Here is a 287-nt window from a genome sequence, read left to right as displayed (position 1 = left end):
GCGCGCACGAAAAAACCCGCCCTGTCTTTCGACGGGGCGGGTGTGGTGGTGTGGGATTTGGTTGCGGGGGTTGGATTTGAACCAACGACCTTCAGGTTATGAGCCTGACGAGCTACCGGACTGCTCCACCCCGCGGCAAACTTGGTTCGTGAGAGGGAATGGAGATTTGCGTTGTGCGGGTCTGGCGGCGACCGACTCTCCCGTGCCTTGAGGCACAGTACCATGGGCGCTGGCGTGTTTAACGGCCGAGTTCGAGATGGGATCGGGTTCTGGGCACGCCGCTCGAG

The 287-nt window shown here is 61.7% G+C and carries 1 tRNA gene and 1 rRNA gene; both read right to left on the bottom strand.

The features are described from left to right. Positions 1-58: 58 nt before the first annotated feature. Positions 59-135, bottom strand: a tRNA-Met gene (locus MKK53_RS00055). 44 nt (positions 136-179) lie between these two features. Next, positions 180-287: ribosomal RNA gene (gene rrf / locus MKK53_RS00050) — 5S ribosomal RNA — on the bottom strand; the annotation flags it as partial.

The organism is Methylobacterium sp. J-076 (genome assembly GCF_022829405.1).
Lineage (GTDB): Bacteria > Pseudomonadota > Alphaproteobacteria > Rhizobiales > Beijerinckiaceae > Methylobacterium.
Note: the sequence above shows the minus strand (reverse complement) of the source record. Positions and strands in the feature narration are given on the sequence as shown.